The following is a 23,905-nucleotide window of genomic DNA, read 5'->3' as shown; positions in this document are numbered from 1 at the left end:
CGGGATTCTTTGGAAATCCTGCCCCGGTTTTTCAAAATAGTAACGCTAGTTATCGACACGTGCGGGCAGATGCGCGATAAGCCGATATAATGAGCAGCACGAGCAATCAAAAAATAGAGGCACTTGAAAACGAGGTTTCGGAGGCACAGTCTTCTGAAGCACGTGCTCGTGCGGCGTTGGAGCGGGCACAGGCCCGCATACGTCATCTTGAAGCGGTGCTGGAAACCGTTCCCGTCGGCGTGATCATGGCGGATGAAAAGGGTCAGATCTTTCACGGCAACTCGCTTGCCGAAGAAATGGTGCGTCATCCCGTTCTTCCGTCGCCCAACGTTGACTCCTATGATGAATGGATCGCGTTCCATGAAAACGGGACGCAGGTAAAAAGCCGGGAATACCCGCTTTCGCGTGTGCTGAGTGAAGACATTGATGGATGTGAACTTGATGTCCACTACCAGCGCGGCGATGGGAAGCGTTTCTGGATGCGGATTATCGGGCGGGCCATCTTCGACAAAACCGGCAATCGGATCGGAGCATCAGTGGCCTTGATCGACATTGATCGGGAACGGCAACTGCAACACAGCCAGAACGTGTTGATCGGCGAACTGGACCACAGGGTCAAAAACGCGTTCAGCGTGGTTAAATCGATCGTTAGCCTGTCCTTGGGTACGCTTGGTGTTGAACGTTCGGTTCAGGACATCATCAACAGACGGCTTGATGCTTACGCCATTGCTCACGCCAAACTGGTGGGTACGCAGTGGGACCGCTCGCCCATCCGTGATGTGATATCGGACATTGTCGATCGAACGGCACAGGACCGTATCGTTTATGACGGTCCCGACATCGCCATCCCCTCTCGCGAAGCGTTGGCATTGTCGATGGCGATCTATGAATTGTCGACCAACGCGATCAAATATGGAGCGCTGTCCGTGCCAGAGGGTGGGGTGACGCTCCACTGGTCTGTCGACAACGATCATGCTCCCTCGCAGTTTTTTGTCGAATGGATGGAACACGGAGGTCCCGCTGCGGTTGTGCCGCTCACGACGGGATTTGGCTCGTTCATTATTGATAGCGCAATCTGCATGGAAACATCGGGCGCCGTGACGATGACATATGGCGATGAGGGTTTTCGATGGCAGTTAACAGCACCGGTCAAAGACGTGACTTAAATCACGCCGAAGGTCTGAAACGCATCCTTGTCGTTGAAGATGAGGTGATGATTGCGATCGATATCGCGCAAATGCTGAAAGGTTCGGGTCACGCGGTTGTTGGCCCGTGTATCCGCAAGAGCGACGCTGAAAAGCTTCTCGCCGAAATGGCATTCGATGGTGCCTTGCTCGATTTCAACCTCGGCAATGGTGATACATCGGAAAGTATCGCCAGCGCCCTGCGCAACCATCAGGTTCCCTTCGCATTCCTCACTGGCAACAACGCAAACACGATTACCGGGCTACAGAGCAGTGATACGGTCATTTCAAAGCCGGTTTCTCGCACGCTGATCCTTGAGGCAATCGCGCAGTGGTGAGTGACCTCGCAGCAGAACCTCAAGCACACAGTTAGTTCTGACGGGCTTGGCCGTCCCAAACCCGATAGCGCATACGCGGGTGCCTCAGCCGAACAATCGGCCCGCCACTGCATCAAGCCGCGCCATCACCTCGGGATCATGTTCGTCGGGCGCGGTAATCACCGCATCATCAAGCGCATGGTCGATGGGGGAAGGTTCGCGTTCGGCAGGAAGAGCAGCGATGAAATGAGCGACCATCGCACGGGCCAGGGCTCCGTTTGCCTGCATCTGGGCAACCACCTGCCCCACATCCACAGCATCGCCTTCGCGCCAGCAATCGTAATCCGTGACCATGCCGACAAGCGCATAAGGAAGCTCGGCCTCCCGGGCGAGCTTGGCTTCGGGCATCGCTGTCATCCCGATCACATCCGCGCCCCACTGACGGTACATCCGGCTTTCGGCGCGGGTCGAAAATTGCGGGCCCTCCATCGCCAGATAGGTCGCGCCCACTGCGCCCCTGCCATTGGCTGCCGCGATTGCTTGCGCAGCAATATCCGACAAGCGGGGGCACACCGGGTCGGCCATCGATACATGCGTGACAAAGCCGCTGGTGTAGAACGTGCTCGGGCGATTGACGGTGCGGTCGATAAATTGTTCGACCACCGCAAAGCGTCCCGGCTCCAATTCTTCGCGCAGTGAGCCGACCGCGGAAATGGCGAGAATATCGGTGCAGCCCGCGCGCTTCAGCGCATCGATGTTGGCACGAGAATTGAGCTCGGTCGGGGTTACCGGGTGCCCGCGGCCGTGGCGCGGTAGAAAGCGCACCTTCACACCATTGATCGTGCCGCACAGGATTTCATCCGACGGATCGCCCCACGGGGTATCGATTGCGATCCATTGCGCGTCTTCGACCGCATCCATGGCATAGAGGCCCGATCCGCCGATGATCCCGATGCACCATTCGCTGGCCATGCTGCTCGTCTGTTCCTTGTGTGCACCGCAAGTTGGGGCTTTGAGTGTGTGGCTTAGGTCAGGTCAAAGCGCGTGGGCAAGGCCTTGCGGATGATTGTTTCTGCCGCCCCGTAAGGTCCAGCAATCATCGGCAGAGCCTGCATCGCGGCAAAATGGGCCTCCAGCGCGGGCCAGCCATCCAGCGGCGTCTCTGCCACCAAAGCAACCTGCATCAGCACGGTTGCCACGGTAATGTCTGCGATCGAAAGCGCCTCACCGGCGAAGTACGCCCGACCGGCAAGTCGTGCCTCCAAGACATCGAACACCGGCGGCAATTGGTTCGCCCAGGCATCGCGCGCCTTTTCAAGATCAGGTTCCTGCCCCTTGCTGATGGCAAAAAAGATGGGGCGAAAAATCCCCAAACCACCCGCTGCGGCCAGCGTGGTGTCGGCAAATTCCTCGATGAACAGCGCCTCGCCCAGCGCCATCGGCGCTTCGGGGTAGAGCGCCGGGGCAGGGTGCTTCTTGTCGATGAAGGCGCAGATCGCGGATGAATCGGCGATGGTGCCGGCAAGACCTTCTTCCGCCACTGAACGGTCGCGCAGCACCGGGATACGCTTCATCGGGGAGATGTCACGAAACCACTGCGGCGGATCGAAGACGTTCACCGGCTCGATCTCGTACTCTACGCCCTTGGCGATACACATGCCTGCAACCTTGCGTACGAAAGGCGAAACGGGGCTGCCGTAAATTACCAGGTCGGGGCGGGAATCGTTCATGCGGCCTCTCCATCCAACGCGTCTCTCGCTGTCTCCATAAGCCCGTGCGCCAATTGCGCAATCGTGACCCGCCGGGCGAACGCGCTCGGGCTTGCAGCCGGTGGTACAGCATAGATTGCGTTTTCCGATGCAACGCGCCAACCTGACAAGGAGAGAGACGAATCCCCATTCGACGAGAGGAACATTCATGGTCACCCAGTACGAGAACCTGATCGGCGGCAAGATGGTCAAAGCCGATCGCTGGCTCGATGTGGTCAACCCGGCAACCGAACAGGTGATCGGCCAAGTGCCCGCTTGCGGCAAGAACGAGCTTGACCAAGCCGTTGCCGCCGCGCGCGAAGCGTTCAAAACCTGGAAGAACACGCCCATCGAAGAACGCCGCGCAGCGATCATGGCGATCTCGGGCGCGATTAAGGCCAATGCCGATGAACTCTTCCGGCTGCTAACCAGCGAACAGGGAAAACCGCACGATCAGGCCAAGGGCGAAATCTACGGCGCGGCCGGCATGAGCGCGGCGCAATCGACCCTCAGCCTCGACGATGAAGTGACTGAAGACAGCGACACCCGCCTCAGCCGCACCCGCCGTGTGCCGGTGGGCGTGGTCGCCGGGATCGTGCCGTGGAACTTCCCGGTCATGATGGCGATCCAGAAGATCGCGCCCGCGATGCTTTCGGGCTGCACCATCGTATTGAAGCCCTCGCCCTTCACGCCGCTGACCACCTTGCGCATCGCCGAGCTGATCGCCGACAAGGTGCCCGCGGGCGTCGTCAACATCATAACGGGAGAGGATGATCTGGGCCCGCTCATGACCAGCCATCCCGATATCGACAAGATCACCTTCACCGGATCGACCGCGACCGGCAAGAAGATCATGGAAGGTGCCTCGGCCGACCTCAAGCGCATCACGCTCGAACTCGGCGGCAACGACGCCTCGATCGTACTGCCCGATGCCGATCCCAAGAAGGTAGCCGAACAATTGTTCTGGTCGAGCTTCTCGAACGCCGGGCAAATCTGCGTCGCGGCCAAGCGCGTCTATATCCACGAAGATATCTATGACGAGCTTTCGGCAGCGATCGTCGAATATGCCAAGAACGTGACCGTCGGCGACGGCGCGCAGCAAGGCACGGGTGTCGGTCCGATCCAGAACAAGAAGCAGTATGACCGCGTGCTCGAACTGATCGAGGACGCCAAGGACAATGGCTACAAGTTCCTGCTGGGCGGCAATGCCGATCCATCGGGCACCGGCTACTTCGTGCCGCTGACCATCATTGATAATCCCCCCGAAGATGCGCGGATCGTCGCCGAAGAGCAGTTCGGTCCGGTCATGCCGCTGATGAAGTTCTCGACCGAAGAGGAAGTCATCGCGCGCGCGAACGCCAGCGAATACGGGCTGGCGGGCGCAGTGTGGACCGGCAATCCTGACAACGGCGTGAAGATCGCCGAACAGCTTGAAACCGGGACGGTGTGGGTCAACGAATACCTTCACCTGTCGCCCTTCGCGCCGTTTGGCGGGCACAAGCAGTCCGGCTTCGGCGCCGAATACGGCAAGGAAGGCCTCAAGGAGTTCACCTATGCGCAGGTGATCACCGTCAAGAAGGACAGCGTGCCCGCTTGATCGAAACGACACGGGCGGGCATCGTGCGCGGCCACAGGGAGGATGAATATGCGTAACAACTTCAAACGTCTGGCCGCGCTTTCACCGATGCTCGCCGCTGCGGGCCTTGCCGGGGCGGCGTTGCTGACCCCGGCTGGCCCGGCCCATTCGCAAAGCCTTGGCGATATGATGGGCGCGGCGAAAAAGGTGGCGCAGGCCGCTACCGTTTCAGACGAACAGATCGTCGCCTATTTCGGGCAGATGTCCGACGAGATGGACCGTCAAAACCCGCTTGCTCCGGCCAAAAGCCCTTATGCGGTGCGGCTTGCCAAGCTGACACAGGGGCTGAACACCTATGATGGGCTCAACCTCGATATTCAGGCCTATCTGGTCGATGATGTGAATGCCTTTGCAATGGGCGATGGCACGGTGCGGGTCTATTCCGGCCTGATGGACAAGATGACCGATGATGAAGTGCGCTGCGTGATCGGCCACGAAATCGGCCATGTAAAACTGGAACACGGGCAAAAGCGAATGAAGCGCGCTCTGCAGCAGGATGCAGCACTCAGCGTGGCGGGCACTGCCAGCGGCGGGGTGCGGCGGCTGGCCAATTCCGAGCTTGGCGGACTGCTCCAGAACGTGATGTATGCGCAGCATTCGCAGGCGGCGGAAACGCAGTCCGATGATTACGCGCTGAACTTCATGGCGGCCAATGGTTACGACCAGCAGGGCTGCCCTTCGGCGATGGACAAGTTGGCCGCGATGGGCGGTGGCGGCGGGATTGCGCTGCTGCAAACCCACCCCAATCCGGCCACACGCGCCAAGCGGATGCGCAAGCAGATCAAGTGATCGATCCCGATACGTTGCAGGCCGGGCTGGCGCGGGTGTGCGCCCGCGCTGGCCTCGGCGTGCTGGGGGGCGGCGCGCCGCAGCGGCTCACCGGCGGGGCAGTGATGGAAAGCTGGCGATTTGCCGCTAGCGAAAGTGCTTTCGTGTTGCGCCGAGCGCCGAGCCTCGCCTTTATGGAGGGGCGGCCTTACGGGCATGCGGTTGAAGCCGCACTGATCGAGGCCGCGCACGCCAAGGGCGTGACCGCGCCGGAAGTGGTGGCGGTGCTGGAGCAGGCTGACGGGCTGGGGTCAGGCTTCGTGATGCGCGCTCTGCCGGGGACGGCTGATCCCAAGGTCATTCTGGGGTGCGACGATCCTGACGGGCTGCTGAAGCAGGCGGCGCGGGATTTGGCGCGCATCCACCGGCTGCGGCCAGCGGACGTGCCCGAGGGCGTGCCGGTGATGGACTACCGTGCCGCCATCGCCGACCTCAAGGCGCAGTTCATGGAGGCAGGCGGGGATCGCCCGATCATCGCGCTGGGCCTCCGGTGGCTGGAGGACAATTGCCCTTCCGAGGTCGAACCCGTCCTCAACCACGGCGATTACCGCATGGGCAATCTGCTGGTCGAAGGCTCGGCGCTGACGGGCGTGCTCGACTGGGAGATCGCCCATTTCGGCGACCGCCACGAGGACTTGGCCTTCGGCTGCATGGCCGTGTGGCGCTTCGCCCGCTACGATCGCCCGGCGCTGGGGCTGGGTTCAATCGAGCACTACATCGCCGCCTATGAGACCGAGGCGGGTGTCACCATCGAACCGGCACGCTTCCGCTTCTGGACGATCTACCGCACCGTGTGGTGGGCATTGGGCTGCCTCAAGATGGCGGCGCAATGGCGCTCTGGGGCGGATCGGATGCTGGAGCGCGTGGTGATCTCGCGCCGGACCAGCGAGCAGGAGCTCGATCTGCTGCTGTTGCTGGAGGAGGACGCGCCGCAAAAAGAGCGAGAGCGAGAGGTCGCCAAGCCATTCATTAGCCGTGCGCGGGTTCAGCCTCCCGAGGGCGATGCCACGGTTGAGGAGCTGGTGACTGCCGTTTCCGAATGGCTCGAAACCGTGAAGCACCGCATGGAGGGGCATGATCGGTTTCAGCTGGCTGTAGCTCGTAACGCGCTTGGCATCGTCGCCCGTGAGATGGACATCGAATACTCCGAGATCGATCGGCAAGATCTGTCCGCGTATTTCCTATCGGGCGATGACTCGCTGAACTCGAAGGGGTTGCTCGCTCGACTTCGCTTCGATGCGCTTGAGATGATCAAGGTCGACAGCCCGAAATACTCCGCGCTCAGGGTCGCCCGAAAGAAGTGGCTAGGAGAGAACTAATGGACTTCGCCATCCCCGCCGACCTTCAGGCCTACCTCGACGAACTCGACGCCTTCATCGCCGCCGAGATCAAGCCGTTGGAGCAGCAGGACGACAACATCCGCTTCTTCGACCACCGCCGCGAATATGCGCGCACGGATTTTGAAGCGGGCGGCTTGCCCCGGCACGAGTGGGAGGAACTGCTCAAGGAAGCCACCCGCCGCGCCGACAAGGCGGGCCATTGGCGCTTCTCCGCGCCGAAGCGTTATGGCGGCAAGGACGGCAGCAACCTCTGGATGGCAGTGATCCGCGAGCACTTCGCGCGTCAGGGCCTCGGCCTGCACAACGATTTGCAGAACGAACACTCCATCGTCGGCAACTTCCCCTTCGTCGCCATGTTCGACCAGTGGGGCACCGAGGAGCAGAAGCAGGAATTCATCACCGGCGGGTTCGAGCGCACCCGGCGGGTCGCCTTCGGCCTCACCGAACCCGACCACGGATCGGACGCCACGCATATGGAGACGGTCGCCGTCCGAGAAACCCGCGACGGGGTCGATGGCTGGCGGATCGATGGCGAGAAGATGTGGATCACCGGCATGCACCTCGCCACCCACTGCGCGATGTTCGCGCGCACCAGCGGCAAGGCGGGGGACGCCAGCGGGATCACATGTTTCCTCGTCCCCAACCCCACCCCCGGCCTCGCAATCGAGGAGTGGCTGTGGACCTTCAACATGCCCACCGACCACCCGCGCCTCAGCTTGACCAACGTCTGGGTGCCCGACGATGCTGTGCTGGGCGTCGAAGGCCGCGGCCTCGCGCTGGCCCAAAGCTTTGTCCACCAGAACCGTATCCGGCAGGCGGCGAGCAGTTGCGGTGCGGCGCTCTATTGCATCGATGAAAGCGTGAAATACGCGCGGGAACGCAAACCCTTCGGCGAGGAGTTGGCCCGCAATCAGGCGATCCAGTTCCCGCTGGTGGAGCTGGCCACCCAGGCGGAAATGCTGCGGCTGCTGATCTTCAAGACCGCGTGGGAGATGGATCATCTGCCCCACGAACAGATCGAACGCACCATCAGCGACAAGGTCTCGATGTGCAATTACTGGGCGAACCGGCTGGTCTGCGAAGCGGCGGACCGCGCGATGCAGGTCCACGGCGGCATCGGCTATTCGCGCCACAAGCCCTTCGAGCATATCTACCGCCACCACCGTCGTTACCGGATCACGGAAGGGTCGGAGGAAATCCAGATGCGGAAAGTGGGGGCGTACCTGTTCGGCTATCTGGGGCCGAAGCGGGGGATGTACGAGTAGCACAAAAAAATTCAGCCGCCCGTCTCCAGCAAGCTGCGCAAGTCTTTTAGGGCCTTGGCGCGCAACTGATGAACACGCGGCACGCTGACATCGAGCACGGCGGCGATTTCGGTGAGGTTCAGTTCCTCTACGAAGAACAGCTGCAAAACCAGCTTCAGGCGATCGGGCAAGGCAATCATCGCATGCAGCAACCGATCCCGATCCTTCGCCGCGCACAGTGCTTCGAATGGATCGGGATCGTCGCTGGCAAAGGCCAGACTGGTCTCGTCATAGGCGTCATCAATGGAGGTGAGCTTGACGCCCGATGCTTCGATGGCGCGCAGTTCGTTGTCGGTGACGTCCATCGCACGGGCAAGCTCGGCCCGGCTGGGTTCGCGGCCCAAACTGCCACGCAGGGCCGACAGGGCACGTTCGTAGACGCTGCGCCTGGTTCGCGCTGTGCGGCTGTCGTGCGCGGTGCGGCGCACCTCGTCCAGCATTGCGCCGCGCACCCGAATTTTCGCATAAGCCGCAAAGCCGTCTTCTGTCGGGCCAGCGTGACGCTGGGCGCATTCGGTCAGGGCGAGAATGCCAGCCTGCACCAGATCTTCGATCTCCAAACCATCGCGGCCCCGCCCATTGATATGCCAAGCCGTGCGGCGGACCAGCGGCAAGAAGCGGCGCACCCGGTCTTCAACCTCGGCGCGGGAGGGTGCGTAAGGGTGTGCGAGCGCGAAGCCGACCGGATCGTGTTTCATGCCGCCAACTCCTGCGTTGAAGGCAACAGGGTGTCTTCGTCAGGCGCACCTATGACCGCGACCACCGCGATGGGCTGGGATGCGGGCAATTCGGCAATGGAAAGCACAAGGCAGCGCGGCGCGCGGGTCTTGAGCAGGGCATCAAGCGCGCGCCGTGCAGGCGGCTGAACGATAAGCGCAACGGGACCGCCTTGCGCATCGGCAATACGGCTGGCCTCGCGCACGATCATGCTGCCGCAATCGGGTTCGATCAACGGCTGGCCGGAGGCAGGGTCGATCATCCCGCCAAGAATTGCGCTTTCGAGCCCGGCGTCGAGCGTTACCACCTTCAGCGGTTCGCCGGGGGCGGCAATGCGGGCAACCAGCCGTGCGGCCATATCGGTTCGCACCGCATCGATCACCGCATCGAAATCGGTGGTCTTCTGCAAGGCCAGCGCCAAGGATGTGAACAGCGGCTGCGGATGAGCCAAACCGATCCCGTCGGCCATCAGCGCCCGCAAGGTGCGTGTCAGCGCGGCAAGCGGCAGGGGATCGGGCGTCACCGCCTCGACCAGCGCAGGGGCGCGAGCCTTTAGGCCTTCGACCCATTCGCGCACTTCGTCCGGGCCAAGCAATTGGTGTGCATCGGCCAGTAGTGCCTGATTGGCATGGGTGGCGATCACCGAAGCGGGATCGACCACCAGGAACCCTTCGGCCACCGCGTGATCGCGGGCAGAAGGGGCAATCCACAACGCCGGACAATCGAAGCTGGGGTCGCGGGTGGCTTCCCCTGTCAGGCCGTGTCCGGCCCGCACATCGCCTGCATCAATGGCAAGCAGCTTGCCCGGACGCACTTGCCCTCGCGCAAGGTTCACGCCGCCCATCAGAACGGCATAATCCTGTGCCGCCATGTCCAGCGAATCGCGAATACGGAACTGCGGCAGCACAAAGCCGAGATCGCGGGACAATTGCTTGCGGATACCGGTGATGCGGGTGATGAGCGGAGCGCCTTGTGCGGCATCGACCAGCCCGACCAGTCCATAGCCAAGCTCGATCGTCACCAGCGTCGCATCGGCGACATCGGACAAGGCGATATGATCGGGTGGGACATCATCGGTTGTGACCACCATCGGAGGCGGGGCTGCGGCCCGGCGTTTGAGGTGCCACCAGATCGCTGCAGCGATTGCCGCGCCAGGCAGAAAGAAAAGCTGCGGCATCGCGGGCACCAGCCCCACCGCGCCAAGGATCAAGGCCACCGGAAGCCAGCCGCGCGGATCGGCAAACTGGCCGCCGATCTGGCCGGTCAGATCGCGGGTGTCTGAAACCCGGGTGACAATGGCGGCGGCTGCGATCGACAGCAGCAGTGACGGCACCTGAGCCACCAAGGCGTCGCCTACGGCCAAGGTGACATAGGTCTCCCCCGCCTCGGCCGCGCTCAGGCCGTGGCTGGCCATGCCGATGGCGAAACCGGCAATGATGTTCACGCCAAGGATCAGAAGCGCGGCCACCGCGTCACCCTTCACAAACTTGGACGCGCCATCCATCGAACCGTAGAAATCGGCCTCCACGGTGACATCGCGGCGGCGTTCGCGCGCTTCGTCCGCCGTGACGAGGCCTGCGGCGATATCTGCATCAATAGCCATCTGCTTGCCGGGCAAGGCATCCAGCACGAAGCGGGCAGACACTTCCGAAACCCGGCCAGCACCCTTGGTAATGACGATCATGTTGATGATCATCAGGATCGCGAAAACGAAAAGCCCGACAGCGAAGTTCCCGCCAACCAGAAAGGCGGCAAAGCTTTCAATCACTTCGCCTGCCGCTGCGCCGCCTTCATGCCCGTGCACCAGCACCACACGGGTCGAGGCGACATTGAGCGCAAGCCGCAGCAAGGTCGCAAACAGCAGCACGCTGGGGAAGCTGGAAAAATCGAGCGGTCGGCGCGCATTCAGAGCCACCATCAGCACCGCGATCGAAATCGCGATGTTGAGCACGAAGAAGACGTCGAGCAGCAGCGCCGGAATCGGCAGCACCATCAGCGCCATGAGCGCAAAGATGCCGACCGGAAGCGCCAGTCCGGCAGACGCGATACCGAAACGCGTCAAAGGCGATGCGGGCATGATGGTCTGCGTCACAGGCCGAACGCCTTCAGACGATCATAGGCGCGGCGGACCGGCGCCGGCGCGGCGCCAGGATCGGTGCCGAAGGTCGCACTCAGAACCTGCGACATGGCGGGGCGTCTGGATGGCTGCAGGGCCGGGGCCGGTAGAGACGCCTGTGTCAACGCAGGCGGATAGCCGGGGCCGAACACGTCTTCGTCCGCAATGACATAGGGGGCGGGGGTGAAACCGCCCACCTGCGAATAACCTGTCTGCGGATAGTCGGCGCGGGCGAATTGTACGGCCTTGCCATCGCTGACCCGGTGGAGCGCCCAATCAAGTTTGCCTGCGACGACATCCATCACCTGCGCCAGACTGCGCGGCGCGCCATCGGCCGAAAAGAAGATGCCCCGATTGGCGGCAGCGGGCCGAGCAAACAGCGCAGCCGCGCTCTGAGCGGGATTGTTCTGCAGTTCGGTCAGAAATCGTCCTGCCCCGCCTGCACCAAGGAAATGAGCAAGGTACAATTCGGCGTGACTTGGTTGGCGGCCAAGGATCGGCACAAGATGCGTGCGGTTATCCTCTGCTAACCCGGCTGCCATCAATGATGCGGTTTGCGGATCGTTCCGCAGCGCCAAAATCGCCTCGCGGCGCGCCGGGTCGGCGACATAGGCATTGCCTGACTCAGTCACGCCGATCTGGTCGGCGACTGCACCCAGACCAAAGCGCGGCCCGTGCTTTTTCACCGTATCCAGCCACGTGCTTTCGATGAACTGGTACAATCCCGTCGCGCTTGAAGTGCCGGCGCGTGCGTTCGGGTTCATAGAGGATTCGACTTCGGCCTGCGCCAGAAGGTAATTGAAATCGACCGTGGTGGTTTGCGCCGCATGGGCGATAGCCGCTTCGACCGGAGTGGCAGGAGAGGCAATCTGGCGCACCACTGGCATCGGGCCGCGATCAGCTTGCGCTCGTGCCGCAGCATGAGAACGTGCCGCAGCTTCAAATCCAGCGTGCGGCGATCCTGCGGGAATGCCCCATGACGAAGCAGGCTGGTTCATGCGTCCTCGGCTCCATGGCAAACGCCGCAGGAATGTGCGGCGCTTTCAGGGGCATGATCTGCAAGCCGCGTGCCAGAACCGGGCAAAGCGTTACTTCGTAAGAACCCTTAGTCAGCCGCGGGTCGGTGCATAGGTTGCCTTGGGCAGCCGGCGCGGACCGCCCAGGGCTTCGATCCGGGCGGCCACATTGGCGGCGAGCAGATTGCGCACGCGGCGGTTGACCTCGTTCAGCTGGCGTGCGGTTTCGGCCAGACCACGCGTTTCGCCATCCAGCGCCTGCGGGGTGATGGCGGCCAGCGCATCGCACAGGACTTCCTTGTCCTGCGCCGCGCCGACAAGCCCATCGGCATCCAGCGCGGCAAGCGCTTGCCGCTCGCGTTCGAGCACGGCAATCATCTGCCGCAGGTTCATTGCCAGTGGAACGGTGGGGGCAAGGGTGTCAGCCACGGATTGCGTTCCCTTCTGGTAGCGACAGGCTAACTTGCGCCGCGATCATGGCGTCGACGATTTTGGCCGGCACCAAGGGGTAGGAACCTTTGCGAAGGGCATCGCGGATCTGGGCGACACGTTCGGCGTCCACTGGCGGACTAGCCGCATCGCTGCCGCTGCTGACTTCGAGGCTGATGCCCGAGGCAGAGCCTGATTGGAGCGAAGGGGCAGAGGTGGTGGAGCGGGAGCGCGCCTCGATCTGTGCGCGTTCGCCGATCGTCACGGCGCGGGCTGCGCTGACGCTTGGCAATTTGCTCAGTTCGACAGAGGGCATGGCAATGTCCTTCGATGGGGGTACTGTAAGGCAGAACGGTTCGGCGTTGCAGGGTTTAAGTGCCCGGCGCGGTCGATCTTCACCCTGCCGGAATGCTGACGAGGCCGGGGCGTTCGATCCGCGCACGCACTGGTTCCGCCTTGCGGCTGGTGCGCACGTCAATCCAGTCACCGACCGCGCCTGCCTCCACGGCTTCGCCAGGCTGCTGCACGCTGAACCCGCGCCCGCGAACCACGATGACAAGGGCATCGCCGCGCTTGATCACAGGGGCGGCGGCGGCGGTGTGTGCGACAGGTGTGATTGCCACGAAGATGCGCCAGCCTGCCGCGTTCGGACATTCGACCTTCACTGCAGTACGTGCCGCCGTATGCCAGCTTACGGCCAAAGGGCTATCGCACGGGGCCAATTGCAGGCGCGGGTCGCTCGCCAAACGCGCGCCGCCGGGCGTGCCAATCGCGGCGCCGGTAAATTCGGCAACGGCACGGTCTATGATGGCCGGATCGGTCATCTGCCGCGCCTCTGCCGCCGAATCACATAGCGGCAGCAGCATCGGCAAGGCCAGCGGGCTGAGCCGCCATCCATTCAGCCAGGACAAGGTGGTTTCCACGTGGGTGCGCTCCTTTGTATTGCACAAGTGCGTTCAGCACCATGCAGCAAGGGCCATGCCAACCGGCAAACAGCCGTGATAGCTGTCCGTTGCGCGACCTTAACAGGCAGTGCAAAATCAGGACGCGGCAGCGTGCGACGCTGTTTCTGCAATCAGGGTATCATAGGCCAGACTGGCATAAAGATCGGGCTGATCTCCAACGCTGATGATGGTACGCACCCGCGCGCCGCTGGCCCGAGCTTCGGCGGCAAGAGCTTGCGCCTGCGTCCAGGCCGCCGCCTCTTCGCCGCGCCGATGCACGGTGAAGATCGTCAAGGTGGCGCGGGGATCCGGGCCTTGCGCCGCCAGCCATTCGCGCAGCGGCGGCCCACTGGGCACCGGGCGGAACAGGGCTTGGGCAGGTGCGACTTCTGTACGAATCCTTCCTTGGGCGTCTTCTACACGCGCCTGCGTATCCGCCAGCCGCTGTTTGCTTGCGGTTTCAGCCGCAGGCAGCGCGGTCAGCGCCAGAAGGAAAAGGATCAGGGCCAGATCGGCCAGAATCAACTGCCAGCCATGGCCAGCGCGCTGATGGGCTGTCGCATGAGTCATGCCACGCCTCTCAGGTGCGCACGCCGGGCCTGGGCAGCCGCATCATTGATGCCCACCTGTGCGATGAACCAATCGGCCAGCGCTTCGCGGTTCTGTTCGTCGTGAAAGCCGCGCCGCTCGATCGCACTGGCCACCGGATAACAGACCAAATGCGCCAGCAACGCGCCATAAAGTGACGTAAGAACCGCGCTCGATACAGCGCCCATGATGATGATCGACGTATCCGGGCCGGACCCGGGCGCGAGCTGGGTGAGACCATAAAGCGTGCCGATCAGACCGAATACAGGGGCAAGTTCGCCGGCCCAGACGAATACCTGCGCGGCGCTTACCCGGCGTGCCTCATCAACCGCGCGCTCGGCCCGTCGGACATGCCCAAGCGCATCAAGCGCGCCGTGGCGCAGATAGGTTTCCAGCATCAGACCCAGTGCCCGGTCGGGCGGGAGGGCGGGATCGGCACGGTGATGCCCTTCGCGCTGAATCGCGCTGATGGCCACGGCCATTGCCTTGCGGTTGGCTTCGATCTGAAAGCTGCGTTGCATCAGCATTCCTGCGGCTCTGACTGCGCCGCCAAAGTCTCGCCATCCGCAGCGCGCCACGGTGGCCAGCACCGTGCCAGCTACAACGATCCCCAAGGCGCCGGGGTCAAACAGGTTTGTAAAAGCAGACGGCATCGCAGATCCCCTGTTGCTGAACGCCTTATCCAGAACGGCAGCGGCGCGGCGGCATTAAGCGAGGAAAAGCGCCGCGGCAGCAGTTTGCCTGTGGGGGTCTGATGCCCGGCAAAGCCTTGCCGTTCCGCGCACAGTGCAAAGGTCTGCAGGCGCTGGAAGCTGAATTGGCACGCTTCATGCTGAACCTTGTCACGTCAGCGGGCCTGCCCCGCGTGTGACAGGAGGCTAGCAATCGTGAACGAGCGACTTTTCGGAATACATGGCGCCGCGCTGACCCTGCGTTCGGAACGCATGGGAGTCATCGCATCGAACATCGCCAATGCCGCGACACCGGGCTACAAGGCGCGCGACCTGGATTTCAATGCTGCGCTGGATGCCCGGCTGGAACGCGCGCGCGGCGGGACCGGTGCCGCACGGGGTGCGGCGATGGTCTGGCGCAGTCCGACCATGCCGTCGATGGATGGCAACACGGTTGAACTGAGCCGCGAACAGGTGGCGTTTGCCGAAAACGCTGTCGCCTATTCCGCAACGCTCAGCTTTGTGCAGGGGAAGGTCAACACCGTCACTCGTGCCTTGAAGGGCGAATAGGCGCCATGCCCGATCGTGCGCCCATGACCCTGTTTTCCCTCACCACCCGCGCCATGAGCGCGCAGATGGTGCGGATGAATACGGCCACTTCGAACCTTGCGAACGCAGGGTCCGTTTCGAGCACGGAAGAAGGCGCCTACCGCCCGATCCGCGCCGTCTTTGCAGTGGAGCTTGACCGGGCGTCGGGGCTGGCAGGCGTAACCACCAGCGGCCTTGTGCGCGCCGAAACCGCCCCGACCAAACGCTACGACCCCAGCCACCCGCTCGCCGATGCAGAAGGCCATGTATTCGAAGCCCCGGTCGATGAAACCGCCGAGATGGTCGAGATCATGGAAAGCGCCCGTCAGTACCAGAATCTGGTGCAGGCGCTCCAGACTGCAAAGCAATTGATGCTCGAAACGCTGAGGAGCCAGTAATGCCCGACACCTCCATCAATCCTGCAACCCAGACCACGCTGGATCGGTTGAACACGCCGTCGCGCCTCAGCGGAAACGGCCTTGAAAGCCTGGGGCAGGCGGATTTCCTGCGGTTGCTGACCACGCAGTTGGCTTTTCAGGATCCGCTCGAGCCGACTGATAATCAGGACATGCTGGCACAGATGGCGCAGTTTTCGTCGCTCGCGGCGACAACGCAAAGCGGTGCCACGCTTGAAGACATCGCAGCCAAGCTCGACCGATTGATCGCCGCACAGGAAGCGGCCGTGCGGCCCGCTCCCGCGCCTGTCACCGTCCCGCAACCCTGACCCGACCCATTCCCTACTGCAAGAGGATCATCCGACATGTCGTTTTTCACTTCGTTGTCCGGCCTGCGAAACGCCGAAACCGATTTGCGCGTTATTGCCAACAATATCGCCAATGCCGAAACCGTGGGCTTCAAGAAAAGCTCGGCGCAATTTGCCGATCTGGTCGCCACCGGTTCGGCTACCGATCCGCGGCGCAGCCCCGGCATCGGCGCGACCGTGGCCGGGATCACGCAGGATTTCGTGCTCGGCCCACTTGAACAGACCGGTCGCAGCCTTGACCTGGCCATCGACGGGGACGGCTTCTTTGCGCTGTCGAATCCGTTTTCCGGCGACGTCACCTTTTCGCGCAACGGCAATTTTCGCCTGACCGCTTTGGGAGAACTGGAAGATTCCTGGGGCAATCGCCTGCAGGCCTATCCGGTCGATGCGGCCGGGAACCCGACATCAGCCGTCCCCGCCGATGTCAATGTTCCGATTGCCAACGGTGCCGGCTCCAGCCTGGCCAATGTCACCATCGACGTGCGCGGAACCGTGGTGGCGGCCTATGCTGATGGCAGCACCGAACCTGTCGGTCAGGTGGCACTGGCGACCTTCCCCGCGCCGGGCGGCCTGCGTTCCATCGGTCAGACCAAATGGCAGGCGACAGGGGATTCGGGTGCAGCGGTGTTCGGCAATCCGGGCATCGGCAGCTATGGTGAGATGATCAGTGGCGCGTTGGAACGATCAAATGTCGATCTGGCTGAAGAGATGGTCGCCTTGCTGACAGCGCAGCGCAACTATCAGGCCAACGCCCGGGCGATCGACACCGCGACGCAGATTTCGCAGACCGTGCTGAACCTGCGTTCGTAAATCGATGGACCGGCTGATCTACACGGCGCTGACCGCGATGAACGCGGCGATGGACCGGCAGCGGGTGGTGGCGAACAACCTTGCCAACGCCAGCACGCCGGGCTTTCGTCAGGAAATCTTCGCGGTGACGCCCGCAACATTGAAGGATGGTTCGCTGGAAGCGCGGGCCATGGCGCGTGGCAATGTCCGCGGCGCGGACATGCGTGCCGCCCGCGTGGTGCCAACTGGCAACCCGCTGGATGTGGCGCTGGAAGGCAAGGCGCTGATTGCGTACCAGTCCCCCGACCGACAAGGCGAAATCTACTCCCGCCGCGGCGATCTTCGTGTGGCGGCATCGGGGGTGATCGAGAACGGCGAAGGGCTGGCCGTGCTGGGGGAGGGCGGAACGCCCATCACTGTACCACCCGGCTTCGCGGTCAGCCTTTCGGCTGACGGCACGGTGCTGGCCAGCGACCCTGCCGCCCCCAATGCGGCCGCCGAAGCCATCGACCGCATTCGCCTGGTCAATCCCGAAGGCAGTCCGCTGGCCAAGGGAATTGACGGATTTCTGAAAGTGCCGACCCAGAACGGCGGCACGGGTGTCCTCCCGCCCGATCCCACTGCGCGCCTCACCCCGGGCGCGCTCGAAATGTCGAATGTCGAGACCGCCGATACGCTGGTGCAGATGATCGAAGCACAGCGCGCCTTTGAACAGCGCGCCAAGATCATCGCCACCGCCGGCACGCTTGATGAGGCTGGCAGCGGTCTGATGGCGCTGCGTTAATCCACGGAGATATGAAAGATGCCCACATCTGCCCTTCACGTCGCCCGCACCGGGCTTGAAGCTCAGGATGCGCGGATGCGCGTCATCGCCAACAATCTTGCCAATATCGGCACCACCGGTTTCAAGCGTGACCGTGCGGACTTCGCCACGCTGGCCTATCAGGAACAACGCGTCGCGGGCCAAGCTTCAACCGGGCAGACGGCCTTTGCGGTTGGTCTGAATCTGGGAACCGGCGTGCAGGTGCAGGGCACCAGCCGGATTTCCACGCAAGGAACGCTCAGCAGCACAGGCAATCCGATGGATCTGGCGCTGGACGGCGATGGGTTCTTTCAGGTGGAACTGCCGCCGGGCGGTCAGATCGGGTTTACCCGCGCGGGCAATTTTTCGCTGTCCAATGATGGCACGCTGATCACCGCGCAGGGATATGCCTTGCAGCCACCGCTTCAGGTGCCGGCGGGCGCGCAGACCATCAGCATCGCCCCGGATGGCACAGTCAGCGCGCTGACACCTGGGAACGCCGAGCCGACACTGCTGGGCCAGCTTACGATTGCCAGCTTCGTCAATCCGGCAGGGCTGCGCGCGATTGGCGACAACTTCCTGGTCGAAACCGCAGCGTCCGGCCCTGCCGAGCTCGGCTTCGCGGGAGAAAATGGGCGCGGGCAGATCCGGCAGGGAATGCTGGAACAATCGAACGTCAACGTGGTCGAAGAACTCGTCGAAATGATCGAGGCGCAGCGCGCCTATGAAATCAATTCCAAGATGGTGAGCGCGGTCGACGAGATGCTGCGCAACGCCAACCAGACGTTGTGAGGACGGGCATGCAAGGTCGCGTTATCATCCTTGCCGGGTCTTTGCTGCTGGCGGCCTGTGGCGGTTTGGGCGGCAAGGGGCCGCAGGCAGGCTTCACCGCGCCGCCGCCGCCGGGGGCTGCGATGGTGTCTGCCAGCGCGGGCGACCCACTGCTTGTCGCAGCGGTGCCGCCAATTGCACAGGCCCACAACAGCGGTGCGATTTTCCAGGCGGGCAACGGCTATGCGGCGCTGGTCACAGGCACACGTGCGCGCAGTCTGGGCGATATGGTGACGATCATCCTGACAGAAGCCACCACCACGACCAAAAGCACATCGGGGCGCACCGCGCGCGAAGGAAGCTTTGGCATCACCCCGCCTTCTTCGGGCCCGCTCGATTTCCTCAACCCTGATGCTCTTAAAGCTGCGGCCGAAGGGTCGTTCACTGGGGGAGGCAATGCCGCGCAGCAAAGCCGCCTGAACGGTGCGGTCGCAGTGACCATTGCCGCAATCTATCCCAACGGCACCGCCGAAGTGGTCGGAGAAAAGCAGATGATGTTCAGCCAGGGAGACGAATGGGTGCAGTTTGCCGGTCGGATCCGGCTGATCGATATCGATAGCGACAACCGCCTTGCCTCCTCGCTCGTGGCGAATGCACGGATCATCTATTCGGGCAAGGGCGCAGTGCAGCAGGCAAGCCGACCGGGCTGGCTCAGCCGCTTCTTCAATCTTGTCTCACCGTTCTGAAGGGCCTTGCGATGAACCGCATCCACATGCTTGCGCCGATCCTGTATCTGCTGATCGCCATGGTGGCAGGACAAGTGCCCGCGCCCGCCCATGCCGAACGCATCCGCGATCTTGGCCAATTTGAAGGGCTGCGCGCCAACCAGCTCACCGGATATGGCGTGGTGGTGGGTCTGCAGGGTACGGGCGATAACAACCTGCAATACGTGACTGAAGCGATGCGCGGCGTGTCCGGCCGGTTGGGATTGCAGCTGCCACCGGGTGTCTCGCCGATCCTGCGCAATGCCGCCGCCGTGATCGTGACTGCCGAACTGCCGCCCTTTGCCAAACCGGGCCAGCGGATCGATATTACCGTATCCACACTGGGCCAGGCCTTGTCCTTGCGCGGCGGAGCGCTGATCCTGACCCCGCTGTATGGCGCGGACGGGCAGATCTACGCGATGGCGCAAGGCAACGTCGCGGTTGGCGGTCTGGGCGTGACCGGGCGCGATGGATCGCAGGTCAGCGTCAATGTCGCCACCGTTGGCCGCATTGCCGACGGGGCGAGCGTCGAACGCGCAGTCGCCACCGGGTTCGACCTGTCGCCGACGCTGCGTTTCAACCTGCACAAGGCCGATTTCCTTACCGCTGCACGGGTGCGCGATGCGATCAATGGTCGCTATCCCGGCATTGCCAGCATCGCTGACGGGGTCAGCATCGAACTGGCTCTGCCACAAGGCAATGATCTGCGATCGGGCCTGATGGCAGAAATTGAAATGCTCGCCGTGACCCCTGCTCCTGTCGCGGCGCGGGTGATCGTCAATTCGCGCACGGGTACGGTGGTCATCAACGATGCCGTACGCCTTGCCCCTGCTGCGGTCAGCCATGGCAAGCTGGTCATCCGCATCGATGAAAACCCAGCGATCATCCAGCCCGCCCCTTTCGCAAACGGCCAGACCGCGCAAGAAGAAGCCACCGACATCACGGTTGAAGAAACCAGCAACCGGGTCGCCTACATGCCTGCCGCCGCTTCGCTGACCGAAATCGTCGATGCGCTGAACCTGCTGGGTGTGGGCGCATCGGATCTGGTCGTGATCCTGGAAAGCCTCAAGCAGGCGGGAAGCCTGCAAGCCGAAATGGTGGTCCTGTGACAGGGCCGCTCTCCCCCTCGGGCATGCCCCTGCCCGGCAGCGCGGTACGCTCCAAGCCTGCTCTAGGCTCTGAGCGTGCCGCGCTGCGTGAGGCGGCCGAAGGATTCGAGGCCATCATGGTGCGCAAGATGCTCGCCAGTGCACGCGCGGCCAGCTTTGCCGAAGAAACCCCGCTGACGGGCGGGGGGATGCAGCAGTTCCAGACCATGCGCGACGAACACTTCGCCGATATCGCCGCGCAGTCGGGCGCCTTCGGGTTTGCCCGCAGTATCGAAGCACAGCTTGCGCAATACCTGCCCGCTACTGATGCTGTTCAAGGGGATAGCTGATGCCGACCGCGATCTTTACCATTGCCCGTTCCGGCCTGACCGCAAGCAGGCGCAGTCTTGAACTGACAGCACAAAACATCGCAAACGCCGCCAACCCCGATTATTCGCGCCGAAATCTGACGCAGGGCGAGCTGGTGATGACCGGGTCGATCGGCACCAACGCGCAGGATTCGCTGGGCGGTGTGCGCCCGGGGGTGGTCGAACGGGCGGAAAGTGCGTTGGTTCAGCGGCAGGCGCGCGATGCATCGTCGGCGCTGGCCGCGGCAGAAGCGGAATTCCAGAGCCTGCGCGAAGCGGAAAGTGCCGTGGAAACGTCGGGTGTGTTCACCGGCATCGTCGATTTTGAAGCGGCATTGACCCGTCTGCAGAGCAATCCGCTGGAGCCAGCTTTGCGGTTGTCTGCTGTAGAAGCGGCGCGCAAGATGGCAGGCAATTTCCGGATCGCCAATGGTACACTGGGCAACGCGCGATCGCTGGTGCAGGCGGAAGTCACCGCCGAAACGTTGACGGTAAACGAACTCGCTAACGAACTTGCCGCAATCAATGCGGACCTGGCTGGCGCGCGGGAAGGCACCGCGGGACGCGCCGCATTGCTGGATGCGCGCGACAAGGCCTTGCGGGGTCTGTCCGAGGAGTTCGGTATCCAGCCGACTATCAACGCCGATGGCTCTGCCGATGTCAGCCTTACCGGAACCCCGCCCGTCATGCTTGTGACCGGTGCCACCGCGCAAAATGTCGCTGTAACCTTTGACCCCGATGGAACGGCGAGTTTTTCCGTTGGGGGAACCGGCTTTGTACCTTCGGGCGGCGCCATGACCGGGCGGGCAAGCGCGCTTGCCGAAATGGCAGGGGTGCAACTTGAACTCGATGCGCTGGCCGTGTCAGCCATCACGCTGTCCAACACTGCGCAGGCCAATGGCGTCGGGGCCGATGGCACCCCGGGCCAGGCCCTGTTCAGCGGCACCGGGGCCGGCAATATCGATGTCGTGCTCGCCTCTGCCGAAGGCCTGGCAACCGCGCCCGCCGGTGAGCCTGCAGGAAGCCGAGACACGGGCAACCTTGCTGCGCTGATCGCGAGTCTGGCTGCACCCGGCGGCCCATCATCGGGCGCCGACGGCATGTTGCTGCGCCTGTCGAGCCGGGTGTCCGCACTGGAAACCCGCACCGATGGGCTCGCGGTGGTGGCGGCGAGCGCCGAAGCCGAATTGCTCCGGGAAACCGGGGTCGATCTGGATAGCGAAGCGGCCAATCTGGTGCGTCTGCAGCAGTCCTTCGAAGCGAACGGCCGCGTTATCCAGGTCGCCGCCGAAATGTTCGATACGATCCTCGGCCTCAGATAAGGAAACGCAACCTCATGAGTTCCGTCACCAATTCGACCGGGTCGTTCTTCAATCGTTCGCTCGCTCAGATGAATGATTTGCGCGAAGGGATCGAACGCACGCGCGCGCAGATCGCAACCGGTCGCAAGATCGAGCGCGGATCGCAAGATCCGGCCGCGGCGGCGCAAATACGCAGTGTTGCCCGGCGAGAAGCGCTCAACAGCGTCGAAACCGACAACGCCGCGCGGCTCGGCCAGGATCTTGGCGCTGCAGCGACCGAGATCGAAGCCGTGACAACCTTGCTGCAACGGGCCCGCGAACTTGCCTTGCAGGCGGCCAACACGCCCACCGGGGCCGATGGCCGGCAGGCGATCGCCTTTGAACTTGGACAGTTGCAGGAAGAACTTTTCAATCGCGCCAATGGCACGTCGCTGACGGGTGAACCCTTGTTTGCGGGGCAGGCATCGGGCGTTGCCTTTACCCGCGATGCGCTGGGCAATGTCACCTACACAGGGACGCTGCAAAGCGGCGCAGTGCCGGTGGCACCGGGCACCGCGATCGAACGGGGCTTGCCGGGTAACGAGGTGTTCGAGTTCGATCTGGGCGGCACGCCCAGCAGCGCTTTTGCTGTCCTGGGCGGATTGGTGGGGGCGTTGCAAGGCGGCGCGCCTGATCCGGTTGCTGCGGCCAATGCTGCCATCGAGGGAATTGATGCCGCGCTCGATACCACCAACCGGGCCACCACGATTTTGGGCACGCGCATGGCGTGGGTTGAACAGGTCGAAGCCCAACAGGCCGATCGCAAGATCGCGCTCGCCGATCGCCGCAGCCGGGTCAGCGATACCGATATTGCCGACGCCATCGCACGTCTGCAGCAATCATTGACCGCACTGGAAGCCAGCCAGTCCGCCTTCGCCCGTGTCAGCGCGCTGACGCTGTTTGACGCGCTGCGCTAGGGAGTTTGTCCGGTGTTTGTTGCAATTGGTATCGTTGTTCTGCTGATCATGGTGTTCGGCGGCTTCATGCTCGCCGGGGGCGCCATGGGCCCCGTATTGGCGGCACTGCCGCTTGAATTCATGATGATCGGGGGCGCGGCCGTGGGCGCGACGCTGATCGGCAATTCGATGCACGAGATCAAATTGCTCGGCGCGGGAATGGGCAAGATCTTCAAGGGCCCGCGGTACACAGATGAAGACCACATCGATGCGATCGCATTGACGTCCAAGCTGATGAAGCTTCTTCGATCGGAAGGCGCGGTTGCGTTGGAAAGCCACGTGACCGAACCTGCCAGCTCCACCATTTTTTCCGAATACCCACGGCTTCAGGCCGATCCGGTCATCACTGCGATGGTGTGCGATCCCCTGACCTTGATGGTTGTGTCATCAGGTACGCTGGATACCCATGCGGTCGAAGACGTGATCGACAATGCGATCAAGACCCAGCTGCATGAAATGGACGAGCCGGCACACATGATCCAGTCGCTGGCTGACGCGCTGCCCGCATTGGGGATCGTGGCGGCGGTGCTCGGCATCATCAAGACGATGGGCGCCATCAACGAACCGCCGGAAATTCTGGGCAAGATGATCGGTTCTGCGCTGGTGGGGACGTTTCTGGGCGTGTTGCTGGCCTATGGCTTTGCCGGGCCGCTTGGCACCCGGCTGAAACAGATCAATACCCACGACCAACAGATCTTCCATTCGATCAAGCAGGTCATCATCGCCAGTCTGCATGGTTATCCGCAGCCTCTGGTACTGGAAGCGGCACGATCGGGCCTGCCGCCCGCGCATCGCCCGAAACTGACCGACCTGCTCGATATGATGCGGGGCCGCTGAC

At 62.9% G+C, this 23,905-nt stretch carries 28 protein-coding genes; 18 read left to right on the top strand and 10 right to left on the bottom strand.

What is annotated here, in order from left to right:
• The first annotated feature begins 89 nt into the window (after window positions 1–89).
• Together SJY33_RS10575 and SJY33_RS10570 are read left to right on the top strand one after the other, a co-directional pair.
• Window positions 90–1,166, top strand: coding sequence for an HWE histidine kinase domain-containing protein (locus SJY33_RS10575; RefSeq protein WP_379922722.1), 1,077 nt, complete (start codon window positions 90–92; stop codon window positions 1,164–1,166).
• Complete coding sequence (locus SJY33_RS10570) at window positions 1,130–1,522, top strand: response regulator (protein ID WP_379922721.1); 393 nt, start codon at window positions 1,130–1,132, stop codon at window positions 1,520–1,522. Before SJY33_RS10575 ends, SJY33_RS10570 begins: the two co-directional genes overlap by 37 nt.
• 84 nt (window positions 1,523–1,606) lie before the next feature.
• On the opposite strand, the gene mtnP is transcribed toward SJY33_RS10570, so the two are convergent.
• Both mtnP and SJY33_RS10560 read right to left on the bottom strand, forming a co-directional pair.
• The gene (mtnP, locus tag SJY33_RS10565) at window positions 1,607–2,473 is read right to left on the bottom strand and encodes an S-methyl-5'-thioadenosine phosphorylase (RefSeq protein WP_379922720.1); all 867 of its coding nucleotides are present in this window, start codon (window positions 2,471–2,473) and stop codon (window positions 1,607–1,609) included.
• 53 nt (window positions 2,474–2,526) lie between these two features.
• The gene (locus tag SJY33_RS10560; RefSeq protein ID WP_379922718.1) at window positions 2,527–3,231 is read right to left on the bottom strand and encodes a glutathione S-transferase family protein; all 705 of its coding nucleotides are present in this window, start codon (window positions 3,229–3,231) and stop codon (window positions 2,527–2,529) included.
• Between the two features lie 187 nt (window positions 3,232–3,418).
• Between SJY33_RS10560 and SJY33_RS10555 the strand changes: the two genes are divergently transcribed.
• Genes SJY33_RS10555 through SJY33_RS10540 form a run of 4 tightly spaced genes read left to right on the top strand, consistent with a single transcriptional unit; the run spans window position 3,419 to window position 8,318 of the window.
• On the top strand, window positions 3,419–4,846 hold the full coding sequence (locus SJY33_RS10555) for an aldehyde dehydrogenase family protein (protein ID WP_379922717.1): 1,428 nt from the start codon (window positions 3,419–3,421) through the stop codon (window positions 4,844–4,846).
• Window positions 4,847–4,894: 48 nt separating this feature from the next.
• Window positions 4,895–5,674, top strand: coding sequence for a M48 family metallopeptidase (locus SJY33_RS10550; RefSeq protein WP_379922716.1), 780 nt, complete (start codon window positions 4,895–4,897; stop codon window positions 5,672–5,674).
• Complete coding sequence (locus SJY33_RS10545; protein ID WP_379922715.1) at window positions 5,671–7,032, top strand: phosphotransferase; 1,362 nt, start codon at window positions 5,671–5,673, stop codon at window positions 7,030–7,032. Before SJY33_RS10550 ends, SJY33_RS10545 begins: the two co-directional genes overlap by 4 nt.
• On the top strand, window positions 7,032–8,318 hold the full coding sequence (locus SJY33_RS10540) for an acyl-CoA dehydrogenase family protein (RefSeq protein WP_379922714.1): 1,287 nt from the start codon (window positions 7,032–7,034) through the stop codon (window positions 8,316–8,318). The genes SJY33_RS10545 and SJY33_RS10540 overlap by 1 nt, the downstream gene beginning before the upstream one ends.
• A gap of 11 nt (window positions 8,319–8,329) precedes the next feature.
• On the opposite strand, the gene SJY33_RS10535 is transcribed toward SJY33_RS10540, so the two are convergent.
• The 8 genes from SJY33_RS10535 to SJY33_RS10500 all read right to left on the bottom strand — a co-directional run bounded on the left by SJY33_RS10535 (window position 8,330) and on the right by SJY33_RS10500 (window position 14,820).
• On the bottom strand, window positions 8,330–9,055 hold the full coding sequence (locus SJY33_RS10535; RefSeq protein WP_379922713.1) for a sigma-70 family RNA polymerase sigma factor: 726 nt from the start codon (window positions 9,053–9,055) through the stop codon (window positions 8,330–8,332).
• Window positions 9,052–11,151: a flagellar biosynthesis protein FlhA gene (locus tag SJY33_RS10530; protein WP_379923571.1), complete on the bottom strand. Its 2,100-nt coding sequence runs from the start codon at window positions 11,149–11,151 to the stop codon at window positions 9,052–9,054. Before SJY33_RS10530 ends, SJY33_RS10535 begins: the two co-directional genes overlap by 4 nt.
• Before the next feature lie 11 nt (window positions 11,152–11,162).
• Complete coding sequence (locus SJY33_RS10525; RefSeq protein ID WP_379922712.1) at window positions 11,163–12,188, bottom strand: transglycosylase SLT domain-containing protein; 1,026 nt, start codon at window positions 12,186–12,188, stop codon at window positions 11,163–11,165.
• 111 nt (window positions 12,189–12,299) lie between these two features.
• Window positions 12,300–12,635 (bottom strand): flagellar protein FlgN, encoded by a 336-nt coding sequence (locus SJY33_RS10520; protein ID WP_379922711.1) that lies wholly within the window; start codon window positions 12,633–12,635, stop codon window positions 12,300–12,302.
• Window positions 12,628–12,951 (bottom strand): flagellar biosynthesis anti-sigma factor FlgM, encoded by a 324-nt coding sequence (locus SJY33_RS10515; protein WP_379922710.1) that lies wholly within the window; start codon window positions 12,949–12,951, stop codon window positions 12,628–12,630. The genes SJY33_RS10520 and SJY33_RS10515 overlap by 8 nt, the downstream gene beginning before the upstream one ends.
• A gap of 79 nt (window positions 12,952–13,030) precedes the next feature.
• Window positions 13,031–13,558 (bottom strand): flagella basal body P-ring formation protein FlgA, encoded by a 528-nt coding sequence (locus tag SJY33_RS10510; RefSeq protein ID WP_379922709.1) that lies wholly within the window; start codon window positions 13,556–13,558, stop codon window positions 13,031–13,033.
• Between the two features lie 117 nt (window positions 13,559–13,675).
• Window positions 13,676–14,149: a hypothetical protein gene (locus SJY33_RS10505; protein WP_379922708.1), complete on the bottom strand. Its 474-nt coding sequence runs from the start codon at window positions 14,147–14,149 to the stop codon at window positions 13,676–13,678.
• Entirely contained in the window at window positions 14,146–14,820 is a 675-nt protein-coding gene (locus SJY33_RS10500) for a MotA/TolQ/ExbB proton channel family protein (RefSeq protein ID WP_379922707.1), read from the bottom strand. The genes SJY33_RS10505 and SJY33_RS10500 overlap by 4 nt, the downstream gene beginning before the upstream one ends.
• A 234-nt stretch (window positions 14,821–15,054) precedes the next feature.
• On the opposite strand from SJY33_RS10500, the gene flgB reads away from it, so the two are divergent.
• Genes flgB through motA form a run of 12 tightly spaced genes read left to right on the top strand, consistent with a single transcriptional unit; the run spans window position 15,055 to window position 23,904 of the window.
• Window positions 15,055–15,408, top strand: coding sequence for a flagellar basal body rod protein FlgB (gene flgB / locus SJY33_RS10495; RefSeq protein WP_379922706.1), 354 nt, complete (start codon window positions 15,055–15,057; stop codon window positions 15,406–15,408).
• A gap of 5 nt (window positions 15,409–15,413) precedes the next feature.
• The gene (gene flgC / locus SJY33_RS10490) at window positions 15,414–15,824 is read left to right on the top strand and encodes a flagellar basal body rod protein FlgC (RefSeq protein ID WP_379922705.1); all 411 of its coding nucleotides are present in this window, start codon (window positions 15,414–15,416) and stop codon (window positions 15,822–15,824) included.
• Window positions 15,824–16,150, top strand: a complete 327-nt coding sequence (locus SJY33_RS10485; protein WP_379922704.1) for a flagellar hook assembly protein FlgD — start codon at window positions 15,824–15,826, stop codon at window positions 16,148–16,150. The genes flgC and SJY33_RS10485 overlap by 1 nt, the downstream gene beginning before the upstream one ends.
• Before the next feature lie 36 nt (window positions 16,151–16,186).
• A complete protein-coding gene (locus SJY33_RS10480) occupies window positions 16,187–16,999 on the top strand; it encodes a flagellar hook-basal body complex protein (RefSeq protein WP_379922703.1) in 813 nt (270 codons plus the stop codon).
• A gap of 4 nt (window positions 17,000–17,003) precedes the next feature.
• Complete coding sequence (locus SJY33_RS10475) at window positions 17,004–17,762, top strand: flagellar basal body rod protein FlgF (protein WP_379922702.1); 759 nt, start codon at window positions 17,004–17,006, stop codon at window positions 17,760–17,762.
• Window positions 17,763–17,780: 18 nt separating this feature from the next.
• The gene (gene flgG / locus SJY33_RS10470) at window positions 17,781–18,572 is read left to right on the top strand and encodes a flagellar basal-body rod protein FlgG (protein WP_379922701.1); all 792 of its coding nucleotides are present in this window, start codon (window positions 17,781–17,783) and stop codon (window positions 18,570–18,572) included.
• An 8-nt stretch (window positions 18,573–18,580) separates the two neighbouring features.
• Window positions 18,581–19,297, top strand: coding sequence for a flagellar basal body L-ring protein FlgH (locus tag SJY33_RS10465; protein ID WP_379922700.1), 717 nt, complete (start codon window positions 18,581–18,583; stop codon window positions 19,295–19,297).
• A gap of 26 nt (window positions 19,298–19,323) precedes the next feature.
• Window positions 19,324–20,424, top strand: coding sequence for a flagellar basal body P-ring protein FlgI (locus SJY33_RS10460; protein WP_379923570.1), 1,101 nt, complete (start codon window positions 19,324–19,326; stop codon window positions 20,422–20,424).
• Window positions 20,421–20,753, top strand: a complete 333-nt coding sequence (locus SJY33_RS10455; protein WP_379922699.1) for a rod-binding protein — start codon at window positions 20,421–20,423, stop codon at window positions 20,751–20,753. Before SJY33_RS10460 ends, SJY33_RS10455 begins: the two co-directional genes overlap by 4 nt.
• Window positions 20,753–22,093, top strand: a complete 1,341-nt coding sequence (gene flgK / locus SJY33_RS10450) for a flagellar hook-associated protein FlgK (RefSeq protein WP_379922698.1) — start codon at window positions 20,753–20,755, stop codon at window positions 22,091–22,093. Before SJY33_RS10455 ends, flgK begins: the two co-directional genes overlap by 1 nt.
• A gap of 14 nt (window positions 22,094–22,107) precedes the next feature.
• Window positions 22,108–23,028, top strand: coding sequence for a hypothetical protein (locus SJY33_RS10445; protein WP_379922697.1), 921 nt, complete (start codon window positions 22,108–22,110; stop codon window positions 23,026–23,028).
• A 12-nt stretch (window positions 23,029–23,040) separates the two neighbouring features.
• Complete coding sequence (gene motA, locus SJY33_RS10440; protein WP_379922696.1) at window positions 23,041–23,904, top strand: flagellar motor stator protein MotA; 864 nt, start codon at window positions 23,041–23,043, stop codon at window positions 23,902–23,904.
• Window position 23,905: the final 1 nt, after the last annotated feature.

This window comes from Erythrobacter sp. R86502 (assembly GCF_042466465.1).
Classification (GTDB): Bacteria; Pseudomonadota; Alphaproteobacteria; order Sphingomonadales; family Sphingomonadaceae; genus Erythrobacter.
This window is presented reverse-complemented; position numbering and strand designations above follow the sequence as displayed.